The organism is Micromonospora salmantinae (genome assembly GCF_022230905.1).
Classification (GTDB): domain Bacteria; phylum Actinomycetota; class Actinomycetes; order Mycobacteriales; family Micromonosporaceae; genus Micromonospora; species Micromonospora salmantinae.
The window spans coordinates 527,074-547,689 of sequence record NZ_JAKKFG010000045.1; the positions used below are offsets into that span (position 1 = coordinate 527,074).

The following is a 20,616-nucleotide window of genomic DNA, read 5'->3' on the forward strand; positions in this document are numbered from 1 at the left end:
CCGACTCGGCGGAGCGTCCCACCGTCGAGTGGCCGTTACGCTACGGCTACCCGTTCGCAGGTCGGTTTACAGTTAGCAAAGTTTACTAAAACTAGAGGACGTGTCATGAGTGCGACCCGGCTGCCCGGCACCCCCCGCCTGTTGCGGGCGCTCAACGACCGTGCCGCGTTGGAGCTGCTCCTCGAACGCGGCCCGCTGACCCGGGCTCGACTCGGCGAGCTGACCGGGCTGTCGAAGGTCACCGCCTCGCAACTGGTCGAGCGGCTGGAGGAGCGCGGCCTCGTCGCGCGGGTCGGCGAGCAGGCCGGCGGGCGAGGACCGAACGCCCAGCTCTACGCCGTCCGCCCGAGCAGCGCGCACGTGGTCGGCGTGGACGTCGGTCCGGACCGGGTGGTTGCCGCCTGCGCCGACATCACCGGTGCTGTCATCGGCCGGGTGGAGCAGTCGACCCGGGACACCGACGACCCGGTGGGCGTGGTGCACAACGCCGTCGTGCAGGCGGCGAGCAGCGCCCAGGCGCAGCTGAGCAGCGTACGACGGATCGTGCTCGGCACGCCGGGCCTGGTCGATCCCGGCACCGGCGACATCACCTTCGCCTTCAACCTGCCGCGCTGGCACAGCGGTCTGCTCGCCGCGTTGCGGGACGACCTGCACACGCCGGTGGTCTTCGAGAACGACGTCAACCTGGCCGCGGTGGCCGAGGCGCAGTCCGGCGCAGCGCAGGGGCTGTCGGACTTCGTGCTGGTCTGGGTGGGCGCCGGCGTCGGCCTGGCGATCATGCTGGGCGGGCGGTTGCACCACGGCAGCACCGGCGCCGCCGGCGAGATCGGCTACCTGCCGGTGCCTGGTGCTCCCATCCCGCGTGACGTGTCCCGCCGCGCCAAGCCGGCCTTCCAGCAGTTGATCGGTGCGGACTCGGTGCGCGCGGTGGCCCGCGAGCACGGCTACCCGGACGCCGACGCCGCCGAGGCGGTCCGCACGGCCGTCGCGGCCGGCGCCGACGGCGGCCCGATGCTCGACGAACTGGCCCGTCGGCTCGCGCTCGGCGTGGCCAGCACCTGCGTGGTGCTGGACCCGCCACTGGTCGTGCTCGCCGGCGAAGTCGGCCAGGCCGGTGGCGCGGCGCTCGCCGACCGGGTGCAGCAGGAGGTCGCGGCGATCACCCTGGTCCAGCCGCGAGTGGTGCCGACCGGGCTGACCGAGGAGCCGATCCTGCACGGCGCGCTGCGCACCGCCCTGGACGCGGTGCGCGACGAGGTGTTCGGCTCCACCGTCGGCTGAGCCCGCTGCGGCGGTCATGTGAAGGAATATTTCACCGCGTGTCTGTGCGGTGCAAGCTCTTGCCGCGTACCGGCCTGCTCCGGGCCGCCCATCGCAGGACGGGCGGCCCGTTACAACCTCAGATCAGGTCGCGGCGCCGGAACACGGCGAACGCCGCCGCGGTCAGCCCGCCGGTGATCGCCAGCAGCACCAACAGCGCCGGCAGCCAGGTCAGCGTGTAGAACCCCTCGCAGTAGGGGAATTCGGTGCTGCCCCGGCAGAGCTGCTCGTCATAGAACCGCGCCTCGCCGTTGAGCCACGCCCCGATGTGGCTGGAGAGCATGAACAGGTCCGACTTCCGCGCGTCGACGATCTCCAGGACCAGCCGGGCGCCCAACTCCCAGACCACCGCGTACGCGGCGAACACGCCCAGCGCCGCCGACGTGTGCCGACCCAGTGTGGCGATCGCGAAGCCCAGTGCGGAGGCCAGCAACACCAGCACCAGGCCACGGCCGTGCACCGCGCCGAGCGAACTCCAGAAGTCGCCGTCCAGCCGGCCCGGCAAGCCGGCGGTCTGCCCGATCACCCAGAACGTGCCGAGATAGGCCACCGACGCCAGCAGGGCAAGGACCAGCACCGTGCCGAGCAGGGTGCCCAGCTTGGTCGCGAGAACCGTCAACCGGCGCGGTCGCCAGAGCAGCAGGTTCACCACCCCGCCGGAGTTCAGGTCGGCGCCGATGTAGGAGGCACCGACCAGGAACCCGAACAGCACCAGGAACGCGATGAGGAAGTACAGCAGCGGCTCGGCCTGCTCGGCGAAGCTGAACACCCCCGGCAGGAAGTCGGCGGCGATCGGTAGCCGGTCCTGCCGGATTGGGTCGATGTCCGAGCAGTCGCTGGGGAAGTACCTGTCCGTGTCGGACTGCAAGGTGCCGTCCTGACGGGCCAGGCACTCCTGGTGGGTGGCCTCCAGGTCGCGCCGCGCCTCGGCGGCCTGGGCCCGCGCCGAGTTCAGCTCACTGACGCTCGGCTTGTGAGAACCGGCCAGCGTGGTCGCCGCCGTGACGGCGAACGCCAACACCAACAGGACGAGCATGAGCTGCACGAAACGACGCGCGGACAGTCGCTCCAACTCGGCACGCACCAGGTTCACGCGTCCACTCCCCGATCGAGGTCGATCACAGCTTCGCCCTGCGGCAGCGACGAGTCGCCGACCTGCCGGGGCACCGACGGATGCTCGTACGCGCCGGTCAGCTCCAGGAAGACGCTCTCCAGATCCGGCCGCAGCGGCGTCAGCTCGCCCACCCACAGACCCTGCTCACCGAGCACCCGGCTGATCGCCGTCGGGTCGCTCACCCCGCTCACCACCAACGCTCCGCCGTCCACCGCCGCCGTCAGCTCGGCCGCGTGCAGCAGCTCGACGGCCCGCTCCGGTTCGGCCACCCGGACCAGGAACTCGTGCCGGTCGTGGCCGGCCAGCACCTCGTCCACCCGACCGGTCGCGACCCGCCGCCCCCGCGAGATGATCGTGACGTGGTCGCAGATCAGCTGGATCTCGCCCAGGATGTGACTGGACACCAGCACTGTCACCCCGTTGGCCGCCAGCGACCGCATCAGGTCCCGCATCTCCCGGATGCCCGCCGGGTCCAGTCCGTTAGCCGGCTCGTCCAGGATGAGCAGACGCGGGTCCTTCAACAGCGCGGACGCCACCGCCAGACGCTGCTTCATGCCCAGCGAGTAGCCCTTCACCCGTTCATCGCCCCGGTCGTGCAGGCCCACCAGATCCAGCACCTCGTCCACCCGCGAGACCGGCACACCACCGGCGCGGGCCAACAACCGCAGTGTCCGGTAGCCGGTGAAGTTGCCGAAGAACTGCGGGCTCTCCACGATGGCGCCGACCTGACCCGCCACCCGGGGCAGCAACTCCGGCGACGGTTCGCCGAGCACCGTCATCCGGCCGCTGTCGGCGCTCACCAGCCCGAGCAGGGCCCGCAGGGTGGTGGTCTTGCCCGAGCCGTTGGGGCCCAGGAAGCCGTGGACCTGACCCGCCTCGACCAACAGGTCGAACCCGTCCACCGCCACCCGTCGGCCGCTCCGCAGGCTGCGGAAGGTCTTGCGCAGACCCTCGATCTCGATGACCGCGCTCATCCGCGCGGCTCCGTACGTCGGCGGGGCATGGGCCGTCCTTCGGGCTTGGTGATCAATGACACGGCGCTTCACCCTATGGCCGAGGTGCCGCCCATGGGGGGCACCCCGGCGCTGCGTGGTTGGATGGTGTGGTGACTGGTGACCTGATCCCCGGCGCTGCCGGCGCCGCGCCTGCCGCCGCTCTCGTGGACCCGGATCTGGTGGTCAGCCTCGACGGCGTCGGCGTACGCCGCTCTGGCACCGCCCTCCTACAGGACCTGACCTGGCGCGTCGAACTGGACGAGCGGTGGGTGGTGCTCGGCTCCAACGGCGCCGGCAAAACCACGCTGCTCAACCTCGCCGCCGGTCGGCTGCACCCCACCACGGGTGTCGCGCACGTGCTCGGCGAGCGAATCGGCCGCACCGACGTCAACGAGCTGCGTACCCGGATCGGGCTCACCACCGCCGCGATCGCCGAGCGGCTGCCCGCCGACGAGCGGGTCAGCGACGTGGTGGTGACCGCCGCCTGGTCGGTGGTCGGCCGCTGGCGGGAGAACTACGACCGTGGCGACGAGGCGCGTGCGCGGGCCCTGCTGAGTCAACTCGGCGTCGGTGGTCTCGCCGAACGCCGCTACGGCACCCTCTCCGAGGGTGAGCGCAAGCGGGTGCAGATCGCCCGTGCCCTGATGACCGACCCGGAGCTGCTGCTGCTCGACGAGCCCGCCGCCGGGCTGGACCTGGGCGGTCGGGAAGACCTGGTCGCCCGCCTTGCCGAGCTGGCGTACGACCCCGACGCCCCGGCGATGGTGCTGGTCACCCATCACGTCGAGGAGATTCCGCCCGGCTTCACCCACGCGATGCTCCTGCGTGAGGGCGGGGTGGTCGCCCAGGGCCTGCTCGCCGAGACGCTGACCGGTGACAACCTCTCCAAGACCTTCGGGCTGCCACTCGTGGTCGAGCGGTCGGGCGACCGCTTCACGGCTCGCGCCGCCTGAGCGTCGGACAGGCGGAGACGGCCGTGCCGCAGACCCGGGTTGCCGTGGTGGGCAGCGCCAACATGGACCTGGTCGCGATGGCACCCGCGCTGCCTCGACAGGGCGAGACCATGCTCGGCACCGACTTCGTGATGGTGCCCGGCGGCAAGGGCGCCAACCAGGCCGTGGCCGCGGTCCGGGCCGGCGCCTCCTGCGCCTTCCTCGGCGCGATCGGCTCGGACGCCTTCGGCGTCACCCTCAAGGCCCGCATCACCGCGGCCGGCGTGGACACCAGTCAGCTTCGCGTGGTCTACGGCACCTCCGGAGTGGCGCTGGTGATGGTCAACGCCCAGGGGGAGAACGCCATAGTGGTCACCCCCGGCGCGAACGACGCCCTGGTCGGCCTCACCGAGGAGGAGCTGACCACTGTGCGCGCGGCGGACGTCCTCGTCGCCCAACTGGAGATCCCGGTGCAGACCGTGACGGCCGCCGCCGTGGCCGCCCGCGAGGCCGGCACGAGGGTCATCCTGAACGCCGCCCCGGCGCGGGACCTCCCACCCGAGCTGCTCGCCGCCGTGGACCTGCTGGTCGTCAACGAGGGCGAGGCGCAGGCGCTCGCCGGCCGGGGTCGGGAGGAGCCGCGCGCGCTGCTCGACCTGACCCCCCGGGCCGTGCTCACCCTCGGCGGTGAGGGCGCCTGGTACGTCGACCGGGACGGCACCGAGGTGCACGTGCCGGCGGTACGTGTCGACGTGGTCGACTCCACCGCCGCCGGTGACGCGTTCACCGCCGCGCTGGCCGTCGGCTGGGGCGAAGGGCGCGACCTGGTCGACGCGGTGCGCTGGGCGTCGGCGGCCGGCGCTGCCTGCGTCCGCAAGCTCGGCGCCTCGGTGGCGCTACCGCGACGCGCCGAGATCGACGAGCTGTACGTACCGGCCTGACCACACCGGCTCGCTCGCTCGTGCGGGCCGGCCGGCCGTCAGCTGACGGGTTCGTCGGTGAGCTTCTCGCCGCGTCGGCGCAGCATGCCCAACCCGGGGATGCCGGCCACGGCGAGCTTGAGGTCGCGGGTCACGTCCAGCAGGTCGTGCAGGTCGGGGCCGACCCGGTCCAGCGTGGCCAGGATCGGCAGGATGTCCGCCGTCAGGTGTTCCTTGAGCTTCGGCAGCTCGTCGATCAGGTGGATCGCCGCGCTGATCTCCTCGTGGCTCAACTCCTTCACGAACCGCCCGGCCATCGGCGCGGCCCGGCGCAGCGCCGGCTCGTATGCCGCCAGCAGCTCTGCCGCGGTGGCGGCGGCCTCCGTCGCGGTGCCCACGGTGGTGGCGGCGCGGTTCGCGACCCGGTCGGCCTCGGCGACCACAGTGCCCGCGGCCCGGGAGACCCGTTCGGCCTCGGCGACCACCACGGCGGCGGCGGTGGCCACCTCGGTGGCCGTGTCGATGGCGGTGGTCGCGGCGGCGCTGATGACGGCCACCTCGCGGACCGCCGCCTCGGCGTCGGTGAGCACCTGGTCGGTCCGGTCCAGGGTCGTCTCGATCCGGTCGACCACGCCGTTGATCCGGGCCACCAGCGCCTCCACCCCGTCGAGCACGGCGAATGCGCGGGCGGGCACGGCCGCCATCGAGGCCGCGGAGCCGAGCGCCTGTTCGAGAGCGGAGCGGGTCAGACCGACCACGGCGGCCGGGGTGGGGAGGGGAATCGCCATGGGATCAAGTGTGCGTCGGCTGTGCCACAACCGCCCGACGGAGCCGGTCAGCGGGCCCGTCGGCCGGCGGTGTCGGCGCGGGCCACCCGCAGCGCCCACCAGATCAGCGGCACCTGCAACGGCAGCCGGCCGTACGCGATGGCCCGCTTCGTCGGGCGGCGCTGGCGCCAGTCCACGGCCATCTTCACGTTCGCCGGTAGGACGGCGACGAAGAGCGCGGCGGCTGCCCGCCCGCCGGCCCGCCGGGTGGTCGGGTTGGCGACCGCCGCCGCCACCGCCAGTTCGGCCACGCCGCTGGCGTACGTCCAGAATCGGGGCGGGCCGGGCAACGCGCGCGGCACTATCGGGTCGTAGACGCCGGGTCGCAGCAGATGGGTGACGCCGGCCGCCGTGAGCAGGCCGGCCAGCGCGACGGCCTCGCCGCGGCGGGTGGTCATCGTTGGTCCCCCTGCTGTTCGACGGCGCGCTGCACGGCTCGGTAGATCTGCCCGAACCGTAGCGCGTCCGGGGTGCGCACCAGCAGGTCCTCCCGGCCGTGGTGCTGCACCCACAACTCGTGCACATGGTTGCCGCGCTCGTAGGAGCGGTCCAGCCAACCCAACGGGATTTCCAGGAACGGCATCAACGCGAGCGCCCCCACCGCGCAGGCGGCGAGGATGATCAGCGCCAACTGCCAGTTGCCCCGGTCCTGTGCCGACCAGGCCAGTGACAGCACGCAGACCACCGCGACCAGCGGCGGCAGCGAGAGCAGCAGGACCAGGACACCGCGCCCCAGCACACGGCCGCGTACGGCGAGGGTTTTCTGCCCCCGGTCGTGCCAGACGAACGTCACGTCGGACAGGGCGATCACGTGACCGCCCGCCCGGATCGACTCGGAGGTCACCTGCACCGCGTCGTCCCGGTAATAGAGGGTCATCACTAAGCCTAACCACCGCCAGGCAAACCGCGCCTCGCTCGGACCTTGGCAGGTGGCTTCTTTCGCAGCGGATCGGCCAGCCTGCGCAGAGGTTTCGACGGAGGCCGTCCGGCGGGGTGGAGGTGATGGTGCAGTGGTCCTTTGGAGCTGAATCGTCTGCGACATCACGCGTCGCGCCGCGGCCTTGCGGCCTTGCGGCACAGCGGCACAGAGGCACAGAGGCACAGAGGCACAGAGGCGCCGCAAGGCCAACGGTCCGATTCGTCTGTGATATCAGCTCCATAGGCACTGCAGGAAGGTTGCGCCGGCGTCCGCTGCACCCCGCCTGGCTCGGCGAGCCCGGTCGCTGCGCAGGTCCCACCGGTGACGACCGGCCCCGGTCGGGTAGGGACGTGAAGCGGAACCAGGCCGGCTAGCGGCGCGTGACGGGGCGGGCCGGCTGGCTGTGCTCGACCGCGCGCTGCACCGCCCGGTAGATCTGCCCGAAGCGCAGCGCGTCACCGGTGTGCAGCAGACGCACCGGCTGACCCCGCCAACGGGCCCAGATCTCCAGTTGGCGGCTACCCCGGGCGTACGAGCGGTCCAGGTGTTCGAAGAGGAAGTCGGCGACCGGCCCGACGGCCAACCCGACCAGCACCGACGCGCCGACGATAGCGATCGTCACTGTGGGTGAGCGGTGCAGCCAGACGGCCACGCCGATGCCGAGCACCGCCGCGACCAGCGGGCCGGCGAGAGCTGCGCCGATCGCACCCCGTCCGACCAGCACGCGCCAGGAACGGGTGCCCCGCCGGTGCCAGATCATGGTGATGTCGGCCAGCTTGTAGCTGCGACCGTCGACACTGACGGTGGTGGAGGTGACCTGCACCGACCTGTCGTCGTAATACGTGATCATGGCTGGACTCCCGCCCACGGGGCTGACACCACACTACTTACCCAAACGAGCCGGGTCGTAAGGTTGGCACGCGACTTCGACGAGGAAGTGAGGGCAGCGTGGGCGAGTTCGTTCGGCTGGAGACCACTGACGGCATCGGCACGATCCGGCTGGAGCGGCCGCCGATGAACGCGCTCAACACCCAGGTCCAGGAGGAGTTGCGCGCCGCCGCCACGGCGGCCACCGCCGATCCCGAGGTCCGCGCCGTCATCGTGTACGGCGGGGAGAAGGTCTTCGCCGCCGGCGCCGACATCAAGCAGATGGCCGACATGTCCTACGTGGACATGGCCGACCGGGCGGCGAACCTGTCCAGCGCGCTCGGCGCGATCGCCCGGATCCCCAAGCCGGTGGTCGCCGCTATCACCGGGTACGCCCTCGGCGGCGGCTGTGAGCTGGCGTTGGCCTGTGACTGGCGGGTCGTCGCCGAGGACGCCAAGCTCGGCCAGCCGGAGATCAAGCTGGGCATCATCCCGGGTGCGGGCGGCACCCAGCGGCTGGCCCGCCTGGTCGGCCCGGCCCGCGCCAAGGACCTGATCATGTCGGGGCGGATGGTGGACGCGCAGGAGGCGCTGCGCATCGGCCTGGCCGACCGGGTCGCCCCGGCCGCCGAGGTGTACGACACGGCCGTCGCGCTGATCACTCCGTACCTGACCGGTCCGGTGCAGGCGCTGCGCGCGGCGAAGCTGGCGGTCGACGGTGGCCTGGACATGGATTTGAACTCGGGCCTGGCCTGGGAGAGTCAGCTCTTCGCGGCGCTGTTCGCCACCGACGACCGGCGTGAGGGCATGGCGGCCTTCGTCGAGAAGCGCAAGCCGGGCTTCACCGGCCGCTGATCCGTCGCCTCCCGCCCCGACGGCCCCCTGACCTCGGCAGCGTCTGCTGGCCGGGGCCACGGTCGCACTGCCAAGTGACTGGCCGGTAACCTGTGATCCCGGCCACGGACGATGGGAGCGACATGACGGAGCGGATCGAGGGTCACGGCGGCGAGTTGGCGCTCGCGGCACTACGCGCGCACGGCGTACGGGAGATGTTCACGCTGTCCGGCGGGCACGTCTTCCCGCTCTACGACGCCGCGTACAAGACCGACTTCCCGATCTACGACGTCCGGCACGAGCAGTCCGCGGTCTTCGCCGCCGAGGCGGTCGCCAAGCTCCAGCGCCGCCCCGGTCTCGCCGTGCTCACCGCCGGGCCCGGTGTCACAAACGGCATCTCCGGCATGACCAGCGCGTTCTTCAACGCCTCGCCGGTGCTGGTGCTAGGCGGGCGCGCGCCCGCGTTCCGCTGGGGCTCGGGCAGCCTCCAGGAGATGGACCACCTGCCGCTGGTCGCCCCGGTCACCAAGCACGCCGAGACGGTGTTCAGCACCGACGACATCCCGCGTGCGGTGGGTGCGGCGCTCAACGCCGCGCTCACCCCGCACCGCGGCCCGGCCTTCCTCGACTTTCCGCTGGAGACGGTCTTCTCGGTCGCCGAGGCCGACTTGCCCACCGTGACGGGTGTCGACCCGATCGCCCCGGACCCGGAGGAGGTCGGCCGCGCGGCGATGCTCATCGCCGGGGCGCAGCGGCCGGTCATCATCGCCGGCTCCGACGTGTACGCGGGCGACGCGGTCGCCGCGCTGCGCGAGGCGGCCGAGGCGTTGCAGGTGCCGGTCTTCACAAACGGCATGGGTCGCGGCTCGCTCCCGCCGGAGCACCCGCTGGCGTTCGCCAAGGCTCGTCGGGCCGCGCTCTCCGGCGCCGACGTGGTCGTGGTGGTGGGCACCCCGCTGGACTTCCGGCTCAGCTTCGGCGACTTCGGTGACGCCAAGGTGGTGCACATCGTCGACGCCCCCAGCCAGCGGGCGACGCACGTGCAGCCGGCCGCCGCCCCCGCCGGTGACCTGCGCCTGATCCTGTCCGCGCTGGCCGATCACTCCGGTGACCGGGCCGACCATTCCGACTGGATCGCTGACCTGCGCGTCGCCGAGGACGCGGCGAAGGCTCGCGACGCCGCGGAGATGGCCGCCGAGACCGACCCGATCCGCCCGGCCCGGATCTACGGCGAGCTGCGTCGGGCGCTCGCCCCGGACGCGATCACCATCGGCGACGGCGGCGACTTCGTGTCGTACGCCGGGCGGTACCTGGAGCCGGCCCAGCCCGGCACGTGGCTGGACCCGGGCCCGTACGGCTGCCTGGGCACCGGCATGGGCTACGCGATGGGCGCCCGGGTCAGTCACCCGGACCGGCAGATCTGCGTGTTGATGGGCGACGGCGCTGCCGGCTTCTCGCTGATGGACGTCGAGTCGCTGGTCCGCCAGAAGCTGCCGGTGGTGATCGTCGTCGGAAACAACGGCATCTGGGGGCTGGAGAAGCACCCGATGCGGGCCATGTACGGCTACGACGTGGCCGCCGACCTCCAGCCGGAGCTGCGGTACGACACGGTGGTCAGCGCGCTCGGCGGGGCGGGGGAGACGGTCGCCAAGGCGGCCGACCTGGGCCCGGCGCTCCAGCGGGCGTTCGACTCCGGAGTGCCGTACCTGGTGAACGTGCTCACCGACCCGACCGACGCGTACCCCCGGTCGTCGAACCTGGCCTGAGTCGCACCCGCCGCCGTCGTCGCTCCTGCGCCGGCGGCGGCGGCGCGTTCACACCTCCGGTCGGTCGCCCTCGCGCGGCGGCTCACCGTCACGGCGGCGCAGGTCGTCCTCGCGCCGCCGCAGGTCTTCCTCCCAGCGCTGGAACAGCTCCTGGTCCTGCTGCTGGGCGCGTTCCTCGACGGAGCGCAGGAACTCCGGGTCGTCGTCGGGGGCCACCGGCCGAGGGCGCTGCCGTTCGCCGCCGCCGGTGCCGCCCGGCCAGCCCTTACGGGTGCCGGGGCTGGGCTCCCGGCCGACGATGAACCAGGCGATCGAGCCGACCAGCGGGAAGAACAAGATGATCAGCACCCAGGCGATCCGGGGAAGGGCGCGGATCTTGCCCTCGTCGGCGGAGAGACAGCTGATCAGCGCGCAGACGGCGAGGACAATCTGCACCAGGAAGAGGAGTACGCCAAGCCGGGCCATGCACCCATGATGACGCACCGGCGCGCGTCACCACAGTCCGCGCAGCACCAGCAGCACTCCCAGTAACGCCAGCACCACAGTGCCCACCGTGACCAGGGGAAGTGTCCGGCCGCCGGTGCGGGCCGGACCCGTTCCGGTACCCCGTGGCCAGCAGAGCACCAGCAGGGCGCCCCACACCAGAACGGTGCCGCCGGCGATCAGCGCACCGGTCGCGTCGCCGGTCGACGCCAGCCGGACGGCGAGCACGCTCACCACGGTCACCGTGAGCAGGGTGCGCCGCCAGGCCAGCCGGGTCCGCTCCGGTTGCAGCCCCGGGTCGCGTCCGGTGCTCACTGCTCGCCGACCGCCCGCATCAGGACGGCGACCACCAGCAGCAACGCGCCGACGCCGACGGCGAGCGCCAGGACGGCGGGGAACCGGGACGCGGGCAGCTCTTGACCGAGCCGGATGGCCCGCTCGGTACGCGACCAGTGGTCCACCGCGCGGATCGCGACCGCCGCGCCGAGCAGCAGCAACGCCACAGCGATCACCTCCCGCAGGTGGCTCATCGGCAGGGGTGGCAGGAACTGCGCGGCGGCCAACCCGCCCCCGACCAGCGCCAACCCGGTGCGCAGCCAGGCGAGGAAGGTCCGTTCGTTGGCCAGGGAGAAGCGGTAGTCCGGTGTTTCACCGACCGAGCCCAGCTCCGCCGGGTCGAACCACCGCCTGATCGCCTCCCACACAGTGGGAGATTATCCGCTTCCCATCCCGCTTAGCCTGGGCCGGTGACTGATCTCGACGTACAGACGCTCCGGGCCGCCTACGACAACCAACTCCGTCCGGAGATCCCCGACCCGGTTCCGGCCGGGGTGACGGTGGAGCGGGACGGGCCGCTGGTCCGGATCTCCGGGCTCGACTCCGGTGGCTTCATCACCTACCGCGACCTGGGCGGGTTGACCGGCGACGCGCTGGACGAGCTGATCGCCCGGCAGGTGCGGTTGTGCAGCGAGCGGGGCGAGTCGGCGGAGTGGAAGCTCAACGAGCACGACGAACCGGCGGACCTGGCGGACCGGCTGCGGGCGGCCGGCTTCGTGCCGGAGGACCGGGAGACCGTCGTGGTCGGCCCGGTCGCGCCGCTCGCCGCCGCGCTGCCGGTCGTCCCCGAGGGGGTACGCCTGCGTGAGGTGACGTCCCGGGAGGACCTGGAGCGGATCGCCGCCATGGAGGAGGAGGTCTGGCAGGAGGACCGGTCGCACCTGGTGTGGGGCCTGGCCAAGGAGATCGACGCCGACCCGCACTCGATCACAGTGGTGGTGGCCGAGGCGGACGCGACGGTGGTGAGCGCCGGCTGGGTGCGCTTCGCTCCGAACACCGGCTTCGCCACCCTGTGGGGTGGGTCCACACTGCCGCAGTGGCGTCGCAAGGGCATCTACCGGGCGCTGGTCACCTACCGGGCCCGGCTCGCCGACCAGCGGGGCCGGACGCTGTTGCAGGTCGACGCCTCGGAGGACAGCCGGCCGATCCTGGAGCGACTCGGTCTCGTCCCGATCACCACCACCACCCCGTACGTCTACACTCCGTGATCATGGAACAGCGGTTGACGGACGAGGAGCGGCTGACCCTCAAGACGGGTGCCTTCGGCGCGGTCTTCCTGGTCTCCAACGCCGACCCCGGTGTGCTGGGGGTGATCCGGGAGAGCATCGCCGCCTCCGGCGCGCTGGCCGACGCCAGTGGCACGGTCAAGGAGGCGCTGACCACCGGCCCGCTTCCGCGACTTCCCCGGGACTCGCAGCTGGAGATCGAGTCGGTGGTACTGCCGGCGCTGGGGCAGGCTGTGCGGATCCTGCGTGAGAAGTCCCCACGGGACGTGGACGCGTACCGCGAACTGGTGTTGGCCGCGGCGGACCAGGTGGCCCGGGCGCACGACGGGGTGGCGCCCGCCGAGGCGGCGGCCATCGACCAGATCCGGGTCGCGTTGGCCGAGCCGGCCTGACCGGCCACGCGTCGGTGAGCTGTGTCACTCTGAGTGCTGCGGGAGCGCAACCTACTGGCAGGTAACATTGCGCCGTGGGCAACTGCACAACCGCCCTCGGTTGACCTGGCGTCGACCGACGCGCGACGCTGCGCCCCAGACCGGGCGAGCGAATCGCAACACCACACAGGAGGGTCGTCGAAGCGCGATGAACATCGTCGTACTCGTCAAGCAGGTGCCTGATTCGGGCGCGGACCGCAACCTGCGCAATGACGACAACACCGTCGACCGCGGTTCGGCGAACAACGTGATCAACGAGATGGACGAGTACGCCATCGAGGAGGCGCTGAAGATCAAGGAGGCGCACGGCGGCGAGGTCACCATCCTGACCATGGGTCCGGACCGGGCGACCGAGTCGATCCGCAAGGCGCTCTCGATGGGCCCGGACAAGGCCGTGCACGTGCTGGACGACGCCCTGCACGGCTCGTGCGCCGTCGCCACCTCGAAGGTGCTCGCCGCCGCGCTCGGTCAGCTCAATGCCGACCTGGTCATCTGCGGTGCCGAGTCCACCGACGGTCGGGTCCAGGTCATGCCGCACATGATCGCCGAGCGGCTGGGCGTCGCGGCCCTCACCGGTGCCCGCAAGCTCACCGTCGACGGCGCCACGCTGACCGTCGAGCGGCAGACCGAGGAGGGCTACGAGGTGGTCACCGCTGCCACCCCGGCCGTGGTCTCCGTCTGGGACACCATCAACGAGCCGCGCTACCCCTCCTTCAAGGGCATCATGGCCGCCAAGAAGAAGCCGGTGCAGACGCTCTCGCTGGCCGAACTCGGGGTCGCGGCCGATGAGGTGGGCTTCGACGGCGCCACCAGCGCCGTCGTCGAGCACACCAAGCGCCCCCCGCGCTCCGGCGGCGCCAAGATCACTGACGAGGGCGAGGGCGGCGTCAAGCTGGTCGAGTTCCTCGCCACCGAGAAGTTCGTGTGAGAGGGGGGTCTGACATGTCCGAGGTTCTCGTCGTCGTCGAAGCCACAAAGGAATTCGGCGTCAAGAAGGTCACCCTGGAAATGCTCACCCTCGCGCGTGAGCTGGGCACCCCGAGCGCTGTGGTGCTGGGCGGCGCCGGCGCCGCCGAGGCGCTGAGCGGCAAGCTGGGCGAGTACGGCGCGGAGAAGATCTACGCCGCCGAGGGTGACGAGATCGACGGCTACCTGGTGGCCCCCAAGGCGACAGTGCTGGCCGAGTTGGTCAAGCGGGTGCAGCCGGCCGCCGTGCTGCTGGCGTCGGCCCAGGAGGGCAAGGAGATCGCCGCCCGGCTCGCCGTCAAGCTCGACAACGGCATCCTGACCGACGTGGTCGGCCTGGACGCCGACGGCACCGCGACCCAGGTCGCCTTCGCCGGCTCCACCATCGTCAAGTCCAAGGTCACCAAGGGCCTGCCGTTGGTCACCGTCCGGCCCAACTCGGTCACCCCCGCCCCGGCGGCGGCCACCCCGGCGATCGAGCAGCTCAGCGTGTCGGTCACCGACACCGACAAGCTGGCCACTGTCGTCGAGCGGGTCGCCGAGCAAAAGGGCTCCCGCCCCGAGCTGACCGAGGCCGGCGTGGTCGTCTCCGGCGGTCGGGGCGTCGGCAACGCCGACAACTTCAAGCTGGTCGAGGAGCTGGCCGACCTGCTCGGCGGCGCCGTCGGCGCGTCCCGCGCGGCCGTCGACTCCGGCTTCTACCCGCACCAGTTCCAGGTGGGCCAGACCGGTAAGACGGTCTCCCCGCAGCTCTACGTCGCCCTCGGCATCTCCGGCGCCATCCAGCACCGGGCCGGCATGCAGACCTCGAAGACCATCGTCGCTGTCAACAAGGACGGCGAGGCGCCGATCTTCGAGCTGGCCGACTTCGGGGTGGTGGGCGACCTGTTCAAGATCGTCCCGCAGGCTGCCGAGGAAATCCGCAAGCGCAAGTAAGCCAGCGATACGTCAGTGGCCGCCCGTTCGCACGGGCGGCCACTGCCGTTGGGAGCTGATCGGCGAGCCGGGGAGCTGAGCCGGCCCGCCGATCAGCCCGTCAGAGAGCCCCTCAGCAGACTGTCGCCGGAGTGGCGGGTGTTGTTGTCGTACTGCTCGGCGGAGACGTCGACCACCGAGTAGCTCTTGAGGTCGACATTCGGGGGCAGGGGTAGCAGCGCGTCCGAGCCGCTACCAAGGGTGCCGACCGAGAACATCTCCATCGTCGTCGGATTGATGAGCCAGACCTCGTAGTACCCCGCGACGCTCGGGAGATTCGCCACCTGCAGATGTAGTTGGCCGTCCTTCAAAACCCGGGCGTCACCCTTGGCCGTCGGCGGGGTCGACCCGTACGCCGCCAGGGGCGCGCTCGCCACCACCGCCGGCGGCGGGGTGGGCGTCGGATCGTCCGGTCGGAGCACCGAGACGGTGCCCACGACGCCGACCGCCGCGGCGGCGGCCGCGGTCACCGCGGTGGCCACCCAACCGGACCAGCCGCGACCTCGGCGGGATTGCCGCGCCGGGTCCAGTCGGGTCACCGTCGACTCGGCCGCCGCGCCGAAGGTCTGCTCGGCCGTCGTTGTCTCGGCCTGCTCGGCGGTCGTGGTGTCGGCCTGCTCGGGCACCCGGTGTCGACGGGTCTCGGTCAGCAACGGCCCGGCCTCCGCGGCCCTGACCTGGGCTTCGATGCCCTGCCAGACGTGCTCCGGCGGGTCGGGCAGGTCAGCCAGGCCCTGCGTCTCGGTGCCGAGCCCCGCCACCTGTCGAAGGCTCGCGACCTCCGCGCGGCAGAGCGCGCAGGTGCCGAGGTGGGTGCTCTCCCCGTCGTCCGCCTCGCTCTCACCGAGTGCCAGAAATACCAGCCGGTCGTGGTCCAGGTGCTGCACCGTCCACCTCCCATCTGCGTTTCAAGCTCGCCATGCCGCGTCGGATGTGACTCTTCACGGTGCCCAACGGCACGCCGGTCACAGTGGCTATCTGCTGGTGTGTCAGGTCGTCGTAGAAGGCCAGCTCCAGCATTCGTCGCTGGTCGTCCGGGAGACGAGCCAGCTCGTCGGCGATCACCAACCGGTCCACCACGCGGTCCGGGTCCGGTTGGGTCTGCGCCGGCTCGGGCAGCTGTCGGACCGTCTCCACCACCCGGCTCTCCCGGGCCGAGGCGCGCATCCGGTCGATCACCTTCCGCCGGCCGATGCCGAGCAACCAACCGATCAGCGACCCCTTGGCCGGGTCGAACGTGTCGCGACCCAGCCAGGCGGCGACGAACGTCGCCTGGGTGACGTCCTCGGCGTCGCTGCGGTTCGCCAGCATGGACGTGGCCAGGTGGAGCACGGCACGACCGTAGCGGTCGTACGCCTCGCGGAGCGCCACGTCGTCGCCGTCGCGGAACCTGCGGTCGAGGTCGTCCACCGGAGGGTCCGGTTCCTGTCGTAGCGCCGTCATCGGGCGGCTCGCCTTCGATGGGGCATGCCCGACTGTAGCTGCCACAGTCCCCGCCCCACTTCCCCGGTCGATGTCATCTCACCAGCTCTTCGTCTCCCGACCCCGTTCCGGATGCGGTCGGGGCCGGAAAAGAAAAGCGCTTCCCGGGCGCATCCACCCGTCCGACAGCCGGCGTAACCCGTTCTGCAAGCCAGGCCTGACGAATCAGCACCAAATATCAGGAGGCAGACATGCAGCTCTCGTACTTCCGTCGGGTCGCCGCGGGCGGCGCGGTCGCCGCGCTGGCCTTCGCCGGCGTCGGCGCCCTCACCGCCGGCCCCGCGTACGCCGCCACGTCGAAGGTCTCCGTCGTGCACGGCATCCCGGACACCCCGGTCGACGTCTACGTCAACGGCAAGAAGACGCTGGACAACTTCAAGCCCGGCGACGTCGCCGGCCCGCTGAACCTGGAGGAGGGCGACTACGACATCGCGCTCACCAAGCCGGGCGAGCCGATCGGCAGCGCGATCCTCACTGTCGACGACGCAGCGGTGCCGGGCGGTGCGAACATCAGCATCGCGGCCCACCTCGACGCCGCCGGCCAGCCGAAGATCACCCCGTTCGTGAACGACGTCTCGAAGGTCGACGCCGGCAAGGCGCGGCTGATCGTCCGGCACACCGCCGCCGCCCCGGCGGTCGACGTGCGCGCCGGTGGCACCCCGGTCTTCGAGGACCTCACCAACCCGAACGAGGCCAAGGGCGACGTCGACGCGGGCGAGGTGAAGGCGGACGTGGTGCTGGCCGGCACCGACACCGTGGCCATCGGCCCGGCGGATCTCAACCTCAAGGAGGGCACCGCCACGATCGTCTACGCGATCGGCTCCGCCGAGGGCAAGACCCTCGACGTGGTGGCCCAGACCATCACCGGCCTGCACTCCGCACCGGGCGGCGTGCCCAGCGGTGACGGCGGCCAGGCCGGCACGGGCGTGGACACCTGGTGGTACGTGCTCACCGGTGCCGGCGTACTCCTGCTGCTTGGTGGTGGGGTGCGGATGGCGACCGCGCGGACGGGCCGCACGTGACGGTGCGCAATCGCGGCGCGCTCGCGGCCCTGGCCGCCGGCGTTGCCGCGCTCACCGCCGCCGCCCTGGTGGCGTGCGCCAACCAGCCGGCCGGGACGGTGGGGGCCGAGGAGGCGAGCACGCTGGCCAGCCCCGCACCGACCGCCGCCAGTGCCCCGTCTGTGCCGGTCACCGCTGGTGAACTGCCCGCCGGCCCGAAGATCATCCCGCCGGTGCGGCTGCTGATCCCGGAGATCGGCGTCACCGCCACCGTCAACGCAGTCGGCATCAATGAGCGGACCAACGAGTTCGAGGTGCCGCCGAGCGTCGACCAGATCGGCTGGTACCGGTACGGCCCCGGCCTGGAGGCGGAGGTCGGCTCGGTCGTCATCGCCGGTCACGTGGACAGCGCCAAGCAGGGCAAGGGGGCGTTCTTCCGGCTGCGTGAGCTGGACCAGGGCGACACGTTGACAGCGACCGGCAGCGACGGCGAGGCGCGGCGCTACCGGGTCGTCGCCCGGGAGGAGTACGCCAAGACCAAGATCCCACTGGACCGGTACTTCGCCCGCGACGGCAAGCCGCGGCTGACCCTGATCACCTGTGGTGGGCCGTTCGACGCCAAGGCGCGCAGGTACCGCGACAACATCGTCGTCACCGCGGTGCCCGCCTGACCGGGTCCGCGCGCATCGGGCCGGGGTGGAGTTCCGCCCCGGCCCGATGCGCGCAGTCCCCTCCGGCATCCGGTCCCCAAGGTGTCGGCCGTACGCTGAACGGCGATGGCTTACCTGGATCACGCGGCGACGACTCCCATGCTCGATGAGGCACTGGAGGCGTACGTCGCTACCGCCCGCGAGGTCGGCAACGCGTCCTCCCTGCACGCGGCGGGCCGCCGTGCCCGCCGCCGGGTCGAAGAGTCACGCGAACAGGTGGCCGCGGTGTTGGGCGCCCGGCCCTCTGAGGTGATCTTCACCGGTGGTGGCACGGAGAGCGACAACCTCGCGGTCAAGGGCATCTTCTGGGCCCGCCGATCAGCCCGGCCCGACCGCCGCCGGGTGGTCTCCAGCGCCATCGAGCACCACGCGGTGCTGGACGCCGTCGACTGGCTGTCCCAGCACGAGGGCGCCGAGGTCGGCTGGCTGCCGGTGGGCGCCGTCGGTCGGCTCGACCCGCAGACCCTGCGCGCCGAGTTGGCCGCGCACGCCGACCGGGTGGCAGTGGTCACCGCGATGTGGGCGAACAACGAGGTGGGCACCGTCCAGCCGGTGGCCGAGTTGGCCGCCGTCGCCGCCGAGCACGGTGTGCCCTTCCACACCGACGCCATCCAGGCGGTCGGTCAGGTGCCCGTCGACTTCGGCGCCAGCGGGGTCGCCGCGCTGACCGTCACCGGGCACAAGTTGGGCGGCCCGACCGGGGTGGGCGCGTTGCTGCTCGCCCGGGACGTGCCGGCCACGCCGCTGCTGCACGGCGGCGGCCAGGAACGCGACATCCGCTCCGGCACCCTGGACACCGCCGGCATCGTCGCCTTCGCGGTCGCGGTGGAGACGGCAGTGAAGGGCCAGCAGGAGTACGCGGCCCGGGTGGCCGCGCTCCGCGACGACCTGATCGAGCGGGTCCGCCAGGCGGTGCCCGAGGTGATCTACAACGGTGACCCGACCGATCGGCTGCCCGGCAACGCGCACTTCTCCTTCCCCGGCTGCGAGGGTGACGCGCTGCTGCTCCTGCTCGACGCGCAGGGGATCGCCTGCTCGACCGGCTCCGCCTGCTCGGCCGGCGTGGCCCAGCCCTCGCACGTGCTGCTGGCGATGGGCGCCGACGACGACCGCGCCCGCTCCTCGCTGCGCTTCACCCTGGGGCACACCAGCACCCAGGCCGACATCGACGCCCTCATCGCGGCCCTGCCGGCAGCTGTCGACCGAGCCCGCCGGGCCGCCGCCCTCCGCACCCCCCGCTGACCCGGGCCCAACCCCCGCGATCTTGCGCTTTCGGTTGGCCTTTCGCGCCTTGCGCGGCATATGTCGGCGCAGAAACTGCAAGATCGCGAAGGTTCGTGGGTGGGGCGGGCACGGGTTCGGGGGGTTCTCGGGGCTGGTGGATAGGGTTGTGGTGGGGACGGGGAAGGGGAGTGGGTCGGTGAGGGTTCTGGCGGCGATGTCGGGTGGGGTTGACTCGGCGGTGGCGGCGGCGCGAGCGGTGGCGGCCGGGTACGACGTGACAGGCGTGCACCTGGCGCTGGCCCGCAACCCACAGACCTATCGGACCGGCGCGCGCGGTTGCTGCACCCTGGAGGATTCCCGGGACGCCCGGCGGGCGGCCGACGTGATCGGCATCCCGTTCTACGTGTGGGACATGGCCGACCGCTTCCACGAGGACGTGGTCGACGACTTCGTCGCCGAGTACGCCGCCGGTCGTACGCCGAATCCCTGCCTGCGCTGCAACGAGAAGATCAAGTTCGCGGCGGTGCTGGACCGGGCGGTGGCCCTGGGCTTCGACGCGGTGGTGACCGGGCACCACGCCCGCCTCGGCGCGGACGGGCTGCTGCGGCGCAGTGTGGACCTGGCCAAGGACCAGTCGTACGTGCTCGCCGTGCTCACCCGTGAGCAGCTCGACCGGTCGATCTTCCCGCTCGGTGACTCGACCAAGGCGCAGGTCCGCGCCGAGGCCGCCGAGCGTGGCCTGGCCGTGGCCGACAAGCCGGACTCACACGACATCTGCTTCATCGCCGACGGCGACACCCGCGGCTTCCTGGCCGGCCGGCTCGGTGAGGCGCCCGGCGAGGTGGTGGACGCCTCCACCGGCGCGGTGGTCGGCAGTCACAGCGGCGCGTACGCGTACACGGTGGGGCAGCGCCGCGGGCTGCACCTGGACCGGCCCGCCCCGGACGGCCGGCCACGCTACGTGCTCTCCATCACGCCGAAGACCAACACGGTGACTGTGGGCCCGGCCGAGGCCCTGGACGTGTCCGACGTGCACGCCGTACGTCCGGTCTGGACCGGCGGCGCCCGTCCGGACGCCCCGGTCGAGTGCGAGGTGCAGTTGCGCGCGCACGGCGACGTGGTGCCGGCGACAGTTGCCCTCGACGGTGACCGGCTGCACGCCGAGCTGCGCCGACCGGTACGCGGCGTCGCCGCCGGTCAGGCCGTGGTGGCGTACCGACCGGACCCGGCCGGCGACGTGGTCCTCGGCTCCGCGACCATCACCGGCTGACCGCACGGCCCGGGTGTT

General features: G+C 72.0%; 24 protein-coding genes. 13 read left to right on the forward strand and 11 right to left on the reverse strand.

Going from position 1 to position 20,616, the window contains the following annotated elements; all coding sequences use genetic code 11:
- Nucleotides 1-105: 105 nt before the first annotated feature.
- Nucleotides 106-1,281 (forward strand): ROK family transcriptional regulator, encoded by a 1,176-nt coding sequence (locus tag PSH03_RS31405; RefSeq protein WP_210781049.1) that lies wholly within the window; start codon nt 106-108, stop codon nt 1,279-1,281.
- Nucleotides 1,282-1,399: 118 nt separating this feature from the next.
- On the opposite strand, the gene PSH03_RS31410 is transcribed toward PSH03_RS31405, so the two are convergent.
- Both PSH03_RS31410 and PSH03_RS31415 read right to left on the reverse strand, forming a co-directional pair.
- Nucleotides 1,400-2,413, reverse strand: coding sequence for an ABC transporter permease subunit (locus PSH03_RS31410; protein WP_238691235.1), 1,014 nt, complete (start codon nt 2,411-2,413; stop codon nt 1,400-1,402).
- Nucleotides 2,410-3,408 (reverse strand): ABC transporter ATP-binding protein, encoded by a 999-nt coding sequence (locus PSH03_RS31415; RefSeq protein WP_210781051.1) that lies wholly within the window; start codon nt 3,406-3,408, stop codon nt 2,410-2,412. The genes PSH03_RS31410 and PSH03_RS31415 overlap by 4 nt, the downstream gene beginning before the upstream one ends.
- A gap of 131 nt (nt 3,409-3,539) precedes the next feature.
- On the opposite strand from PSH03_RS31415, the gene PSH03_RS31420 reads away from it, so the two are divergent.
- Both PSH03_RS31420 and PSH03_RS31425 read left to right on the forward strand, forming a co-directional pair.
- Nucleotides 3,540-4,382, forward strand: coding sequence for an ABC transporter ATP-binding protein (locus PSH03_RS31420; RefSeq protein WP_238691236.1), 843 nt, complete (start codon nt 3,540-3,542; stop codon nt 4,380-4,382).
- Between the two features lie 23 nt (nt 4,383-4,405).
- Nucleotides 4,406-5,302: a ribokinase gene (locus PSH03_RS31425; protein WP_238691237.1), complete on the forward strand. Its 897-nt coding sequence runs from the start codon at nt 4,406-4,408 to the stop codon at nt 5,300-5,302.
- Nucleotides 5,303-5,340: 38 nt separating this feature from the next.
- Here PSH03_RS31425 and PSH03_RS31430 read toward each other — a convergent pair whose 3' ends face one another.
- From PSH03_RS31430 to PSH03_RS31445, 4 genes are all read right to left on the reverse strand, one after another.
- A complete protein-coding gene (locus PSH03_RS31430; RefSeq protein ID WP_238691238.1) occupies nt 5,341-6,069 on the reverse strand; it encodes a hypothetical protein in 729 nt (242 codons plus the stop codon).
- 47 nt (nt 6,070-6,116) lie between these two features.
- A complete protein-coding gene (locus tag PSH03_RS31435; RefSeq protein ID WP_210781055.1) occupies nt 6,117-6,506 on the reverse strand; it encodes a DoxX family protein in 390 nt (129 codons plus the stop codon).
- Nucleotides 6,503-6,985, reverse strand: a complete 483-nt coding sequence (locus tag PSH03_RS31440; protein ID WP_210781056.1) for a DUF6232 family protein — start codon at nt 6,983-6,985, stop codon at nt 6,503-6,505. The genes PSH03_RS31435 and PSH03_RS31440 overlap by 4 nt, the downstream gene beginning before the upstream one ends.
- 412 nt (nt 6,986-7,397) lie before the next feature.
- Nucleotides 7,398-7,877 carry a DUF6232 family protein gene (locus PSH03_RS31445; protein ID WP_210781057.1) on the reverse strand — a complete coding sequence of 160 codons (480 nt, stop codon included), beginning with the start codon at nt 7,875-7,877 and terminating at the stop codon, nt 7,398-7,400.
- Nucleotides 7,878-7,975: 98 nt separating this feature from the next.
- Between PSH03_RS31445 and PSH03_RS31450 the strand changes: the two genes are divergently transcribed.
- Complete coding sequence (locus tag PSH03_RS31450; protein ID WP_210781058.1) at nt 7,976-8,749, forward strand: enoyl-CoA hydratase/isomerase family protein; 774 nt, start codon at nt 7,976-7,978, stop codon at nt 8,747-8,749.
- A gap of 122 nt (nt 8,750-8,871) precedes the next feature.
- Nucleotides 8,872-10,494, forward strand: coding sequence for an acetolactate synthase (locus PSH03_RS31455; RefSeq protein WP_210781059.1), 1,623 nt, complete (start codon nt 8,872-8,874; stop codon nt 10,492-10,494).
- A 48-nt stretch (nt 10,495-10,542) separates the two neighbouring features.
- Here the strand turns inward: PSH03_RS31455 and PSH03_RS31460 are convergent, their stop codons facing one another.
- The 3 genes from PSH03_RS31460 to PSH03_RS31470 are packed head-to-tail and all read right to left on the reverse strand — an operon-like array spanning nt 10,543 to nt 11,681.
- Nucleotides 10,543-10,959, reverse strand: a complete 417-nt coding sequence (locus PSH03_RS31460; RefSeq protein WP_238691239.1) for a PLD nuclease N-terminal domain-containing protein — start codon at nt 10,957-10,959, stop codon at nt 10,543-10,545.
- A 27-nt stretch (nt 10,960-10,986) separates the two neighbouring features.
- Nucleotides 10,987-11,292, reverse strand: a complete 306-nt coding sequence (locus PSH03_RS31465; protein ID WP_210781061.1) for a DUF202 domain-containing protein — start codon at nt 11,290-11,292, stop codon at nt 10,987-10,989.
- Nucleotides 11,289-11,681, reverse strand: a complete 393-nt coding sequence (locus PSH03_RS31470) for a YidH family protein (protein WP_210781062.1) — start codon at nt 11,679-11,681, stop codon at nt 11,289-11,291. The genes PSH03_RS31465 and PSH03_RS31470 overlap by 4 nt, the downstream gene beginning before the upstream one ends.
- Before the next feature lie 42 nt (nt 11,682-11,723).
- On the opposite strand from PSH03_RS31470, the gene PSH03_RS31475 reads away from it, so the two are divergent.
- The 4 genes from PSH03_RS31475 to PSH03_RS31490 all read left to right on the forward strand — a co-directional run bounded on the left by PSH03_RS31475 (nt 11,724) and on the right by PSH03_RS31490 (nt 14,872).
- Nucleotides 11,724-12,521 carry a GNAT family N-acetyltransferase gene (locus PSH03_RS31475; protein WP_210781063.1) on the forward strand — a complete coding sequence of 266 codons (798 nt, stop codon included), beginning with the start codon at nt 11,724-11,726 and terminating at the stop codon, nt 12,519-12,521.
- On the forward strand, nt 12,518-12,931 hold the full coding sequence (locus tag PSH03_RS31480; RefSeq protein WP_210781064.1) for a hypothetical protein: 414 nt from the start codon (nt 12,518-12,520) through the stop codon (nt 12,929-12,931). Before PSH03_RS31475 ends, PSH03_RS31480 begins: the two co-directional genes overlap by 4 nt.
- 187 nt (nt 12,932-13,118) lie before the next feature.
- A complete protein-coding gene (locus tag PSH03_RS31485; protein ID WP_124862320.1) occupies nt 13,119-13,898 on the forward strand; it encodes an electron transfer flavoprotein subunit beta/FixA family protein in 780 nt (259 codons plus the stop codon).
- A 14-nt stretch (nt 13,899-13,912) separates the two neighbouring features.
- Nucleotides 13,913-14,872: an electron transfer flavoprotein subunit alpha/FixB family protein gene (locus tag PSH03_RS31490; protein WP_091393283.1), complete on the forward strand. Its 960-nt coding sequence runs from the start codon at nt 13,913-13,915 to the stop codon at nt 14,870-14,872.
- 92 nt (nt 14,873-14,964) lie between these two features.
- Here the strand turns inward: PSH03_RS31490 and PSH03_RS31495 are convergent, their stop codons facing one another.
- Together PSH03_RS31495 and PSH03_RS31500 are read right to left on the reverse strand one after the other, a co-directional pair.
- A complete protein-coding gene (locus tag PSH03_RS31495; RefSeq protein WP_238691240.1) occupies nt 14,965-15,798 on the reverse strand; it encodes an anti-sigma factor in 834 nt (277 codons plus the stop codon).
- A complete protein-coding gene (locus PSH03_RS31500) occupies nt 15,752-16,354 on the reverse strand; it encodes an RNA polymerase sigma factor (RefSeq protein WP_210781066.1) in 603 nt (200 codons plus the stop codon). Before PSH03_RS31500 ends, PSH03_RS31495 begins: the two co-directional genes overlap by 47 nt.
- A gap of 230 nt (nt 16,355-16,584) precedes the next feature.
- Here PSH03_RS31500 and PSH03_RS31505 point away from each other — a divergent pair, with 230 nt between their 5' ends.
- From PSH03_RS31505 to mnmA, 4 genes are all read left to right on the forward strand, one after another.
- Entirely contained in the window at nt 16,585-17,415 is an 831-nt protein-coding gene (locus PSH03_RS31505) for a DUF4397 domain-containing protein (protein ID WP_238691241.1), read from the forward strand.
- Entirely contained in the window at nt 17,412-18,065 is a 654-nt protein-coding gene (locus PSH03_RS31510) for a class F sortase (RefSeq protein ID WP_238691242.1), read from the forward strand. The genes PSH03_RS31505 and PSH03_RS31510 overlap by 4 nt, the downstream gene beginning before the upstream one ends.
- 105 nt (nt 18,066-18,170) lie before the next feature.
- Nucleotides 18,171-19,346 carry a cysteine desulfurase family protein gene (locus PSH03_RS31515; protein WP_238691243.1) on the forward strand — a complete coding sequence of 392 codons (1,176 nt, stop codon included), beginning with the start codon at nt 18,171-18,173 and terminating at the stop codon, nt 19,344-19,346.
- A 178-nt stretch (nt 19,347-19,524) separates the two neighbouring features.
- Nucleotides 19,525-20,598 (forward strand): tRNA 2-thiouridine(34) synthase MnmA, encoded by a 1,074-nt coding sequence (mnmA, locus tag PSH03_RS31520; RefSeq protein WP_210781070.1) that lies wholly within the window; start codon nt 19,525-19,527, stop codon nt 20,596-20,598.
- The last annotated feature ends 18 nt before the right edge of the window (nt 20,599-20,616 follow it).